This window comes from Microcoleus sp. Pol12B4, from assembly GCF_036701385.1.
Classification (GTDB): Bacteria; Cyanobacteriota; Cyanobacteriia; order Cyanobacteriales; family Microcoleaceae; genus Microcoleus.
In genome coordinates this window covers 1-4,328 of sequence record NZ_JAUBQR010000340.1, presented here as the reverse complement: position 1 = coordinate 4,328, position 4,328 = coordinate 1, and the positions used below count along the sequence as shown (strand labels likewise).

The 4,328-nt window shown below is 46.3% G+C and carries 3 protein-coding genes; 2 read left to right on the top strand and 1 reads right to left on the bottom strand.

What is annotated here, in order from left to right:
• Nucleotides 1-124 precede the first annotated feature (124 nt).
• Entirely contained in the window at nt 125-757 is a 633-nt protein-coding gene (locus QUA38_RS27655) for an alpha/beta hydrolase (protein WP_333167543.1), read from the bottom strand.
• A 260-nt stretch (nt 758-1,017) separates the two neighbouring features.
• Here QUA38_RS27655 and gcvH point away from each other — a divergent pair, with 260 nt between their 5' ends.
• Together gcvH and gcvP are read left to right on the top strand one after the other, a co-directional pair.
• A complete protein-coding gene (gene gcvH / locus QUA38_RS27650; RefSeq protein WP_333167541.1) occupies nt 1,018-1,407 on the top strand; it encodes a glycine cleavage system protein GcvH in 390 nt (129 codons plus the stop codon).
• 303 nt (nt 1,408-1,710) lie between these two features.
• A partial coding sequence (gene gcvP, locus QUA38_RS27645) for an aminomethyl-transferring glycine dehydrogenase (RefSeq protein WP_333167539.1) occupies nt 1,711-4,328 on the top strand: 2,618 nt, incomplete at its 3' end.

The window sequence follows — 4,328 nt, the reverse complement described above, 5'->3', positions numbered from 1 at the left end:
AATAAATCCTCAGCATTTAAGAAATTGGTTTGCTAACTGTTGCTATTGTACCTCATAACAGCGGAAAACGCTGTAAGTGTATGTGTTGTTGTGGAACGGGCTAGAAGCCCGTTGCTCATCTTGGTCAATAAGACTCATCTACTAGCTTAGCAAATTTTCGCAAAGTGGCAGCATAGCGATCGCCCGCCACATCCATCAAATCATTATGACCGGCCCCATCAACCCAAAAATTTAATTTCGGCTGCTTCGCCGCTGCAAACAACTTCTCTCCATGCCAAAAATGCACCACCTCATCAGCCTTACCATGAATCATCAAAACAGGCGATCGAACTTTGCCAATTTTGTCAATATTCACAAACTTGTCAAATGGTAAAAGCGACATCCGCGTCAACACCCGAAAAGCCGAAACAAAGGAACTTTCAACCACCAAACCGCCGACTTTTTGCCGCGAAGCCAAATTAATTGCCGGCCCACCCCCCACAGAACGCCCGTAAAGAATAATTTGCTTTGCAGGTACTCCCAAATGTGGGGTTAAATAATTGTAAGCAGCCTCAATATCACGATAAGTATTATACTCAGAATGCTTTTCTTGACTCGTGCCGTAACCTTGATAATCATAGGCAAACACAGCAAACCCGCTATCTCGAATCTCTCTGAGTAGCCACAAAATGCCGTCCAAGTCTTCCGCATTTCCGTGACTGTAAAGTATGGTATGTTTAGCTTGCGGATTAGGAAAATGAACAGCAGAAATTTTCACGCCACTAGCTGAGCTAACTTTGATAACTTCCCTGCTATCACTCTGGCTAGATGGCGGAGATTGAAAAATTAGCCGTTCTGAAAAAAAGAAACCGCAAAAACACAGAAATGCGTAAATAAAAATTATAGAGCGCATAAGTCGTTTGACAGAAAATTCTCCTAAAAGCAAGCGTTTAATATTTTTTCTGTTCCAGTTAGCCATCACTAAACGCTCATAGTTGAATAAGATTTAACTAATACTTTTTTATTGCGAGAAAAGACATGACACTAACATACCCCGATGACTTGAAATACCTAGACACTCACGAATACATTCGACTCGAAGGCGAAATAGCCACCATCGGCATTAGTGCCTTTGCAGTGGACCAACTCGGCGATATCGTTTTTCTAGATTTGCCCGAAGTCGGTGCAGGGTTGGAAAAAGGCGAAGCTTTCGGTACAGTCGAATCAGTGAAAGCGGTTGAAGACTTGAAAGCACCAGTTACCGGTATCGTCGTAGAACGCAATGATGACATTGTAGAGTCTCCCGAAAATTTGGCGGAAGACCCCTACAGGGACGGGTGGCTGCTGAAAGTGCGCGTTGACAACACCAGCGAGGTCGATGACGCTTTATCCGCCGAGAAGTATCGCCAAATGGTCGAAGGGGAATAGTTTTGAGTTGGGAGTTTTGAATGGCAATTTGGGCATAGGGCTTGTTGATTCCTCCACAATCCGCCAGGGGTTGAAACCCACGGGGCTCTTAGCACAAGTCGTCTAAAGACGACTGAAATACTAACCACTTGCGCGGGGAGTGGCGATAAGTGCGCCTTAATCTACAGTCGTCTGAAGACGACTTTAGCTATGAGACAGGGGTTGAAACCCCTGTCGGACTTTGATAAACGCAGAAAATCTTCCTGGTTTTCTTAGCAAAATGTTACAAACAAAGAAGCAAAAGTCTATTCAGGAGAATCCGCCTTGGTACTCTACAGCCCGCAACTTGAACCCAGCCAGCAGCAAAACCTTTCCTCCATCAATGGTTTTGCGGGGCGCCACATTGGCCCGACACGCAGCGAAATCCAGCAAATGCTCAATGTTTTGGGCATTTCCAGCCTCGATGAGTTGATTGACAAAACGGTTCCAGTGGCGATTCGCATTTCTGCACCCCTACAACTTCCCGCAGCGCAAAGCGAGTACAGCGCTTTGGCACAATTGAAAGAAATTGCGGCAAAAAATCAGGTATTTCGATCGTACATCGGCACTGGATATCACGACTGCATAACTCCCCCCGTCATCCAGCGGAATATCCTAGAAAATCCCGGCTGGTATACAGCTTACACTCCCTACCAAGCCGAAATTGCTCAAGGGCGATTGGAAGCTTTACTGAATTTCCAAACCATGATAATTGACCTCACGGGTTTGGAAATTGCCAACGCTTCTTTGCTGGATGAAGGGACTGCGGCGGCGGAAGCAATGGCGGTGAGTTACGGCGCCAGCAAAAAGGGGGCAAAAGCGTTTTTTGTTTCCCAAGATTGCCACCCTCAAACTATTGAAGTGGTGCAAACTCGCGCTAAGCCGTTGGGAATTGAGGTAATTGTCGGCGACCATCAAAGCTTTGAGTTCGATCGTACAATCTTCGGCGCTCTCCTGCAATACCCCGCCACAGACGGCGCAATTTACGACTATACCGATTTTATTCGATCGGCACACGAAGTCGGCGCATTAGTCACAGTCGCCGCCGACATTTTGAGCCTTTGCTTGCTCACACCCCCCGGCGAATTCGGCGCGGATATAGCCATAGGAAGCACTCAGCGCTTCGGAGTGCCGATGGGATTCGGAGGGCCCCACGCAGCCTATTTTGCCACGCGAGAAGAGTTTAAACGGCAAGTTCCGGGGCGAATTGTCGGCGTTTCTAAAGATGCCAACGGCAAATCTGCTTTACGTTTGGCCTTGCAAACTCGCGAACAACACATCCGCCGCGAAAAAGCAACCAGCAATATTTGTACTGCTCAAGTTTTGCTGGCAGTGATGGCGAGTATGTATGCTGTTTATCACGGCCCGTCTGGACTGAAAGACATTGCTGAGAAAGTATGGAGTTTAACAGCACTTTTGGCATCGGGTTTAAGAAGTTTCGGATACAAAATTGGTTCTCAACCCTTCTTCGATACTTTGCGGGTAGAATTGGTAGATAAACCGCTGTCAGAAATTCTAGAAGCTGTTAAAGTTCGCAAAATTAATCTGCGAGTTTTCGATGATTCGACAGTAGGAATCACTTTAGATGAAACTGTCACTGTTGAAGATGTGCAAGAGTTGTGGGAAATTTTTGCACAGAATAAAGATTATATCAGGACTGACGGGCAGAATGCTCTCAACATTCCGCTGGATGCCGACGCATTGAGTTCCTATTTGACCTTACCAGATTTTTGCGATCGCACCAGCAGCTATCTCGCTCATCCAGTTTTCAACAGCTACCATTCAGAAACTGAACTTTTGCGCTATTTGCACCGTTTAGAAGCCAAGGATTTATCGCTAAATACATCAATGATTCCATTGGGTTCTTGCACAATGAAATTGAATGCAACAGCAGAGATGATGCCGGTGACTTGGGCGGAATTTGGCAAGATACATCCCTTTGCACCTCGCGATCAAACTCGCGGCTATCAAATGATGTTCGTGCAATTAGAACAGTGGTTGGCAGAAATCACCGGTTTTGCAGGAATTTCTTTGCAGCCCAACGCTGGTTCCCAAGGCGAATACGCTGGTTTGTTAGTTATTCGTCAATACCACGAACACCGAGGCGAATCTCACCGAAATCTCTGTTTGATTCCCCAGTCAGCCCACGGTACAAATCCGGCTAGCGCGGTGATGGCGGGGATGAAAGTAGTTCCAGTAGAGTGCGATTCTCAAGGCAATATTGATGTTGCTGACTTACATAAAAAAGCAGAAAAACACAAAAATGAACTGGCGGCTTTGATGGTGACATATCCATCAACCCACGGCGTTTTTGAGGAAGAAATTAAAGAGATTTGTGAGATTGTTCACAACTGCGGCGGACAAGTTTATATGGACGGCGCCAATATGAATGCTCAAGTTGGTTTGTGCCGCCCCGGTGATTTTGGTGCTGATGTTTGTCACTTGAATCTGCACAAAACTTTCTGTATTCCCCACGGCGGCGGCGGGCCGGGAATGGGGCCGATTGGGGTAATGTCTCATTTAGTAGAGTTTTTGCCCAGTCATTCTATTCTTAACAGTCAACAGTCAACAGTCAACAGTCAACAAACATCAGTTGGTGCTGTTTCCGCAGCGCCTTGGGGAAGTGCTAGCATTTTGCCTATTTCTTGGATGTACATTCGGATGATGGGAGGAGTGGGTTTAACTGAGGCAACAAAAGTAGCAATTCTTAATGCTAATTACATGGCCAAACGCTTAGAATCTTATTATCCGGTTTTGTACAAAGGGAAAGCGGGTTTAGTGGCGCACGAGTGTATTCTAGATTTGCGATCGCTCAAAAAATCTGCAGCTATTGAAGTCGAAGATATCGCTAAACGGTTGATGGATTACGGCTATCACGCGCCGACGGTTTCTTGGCCGGTTGC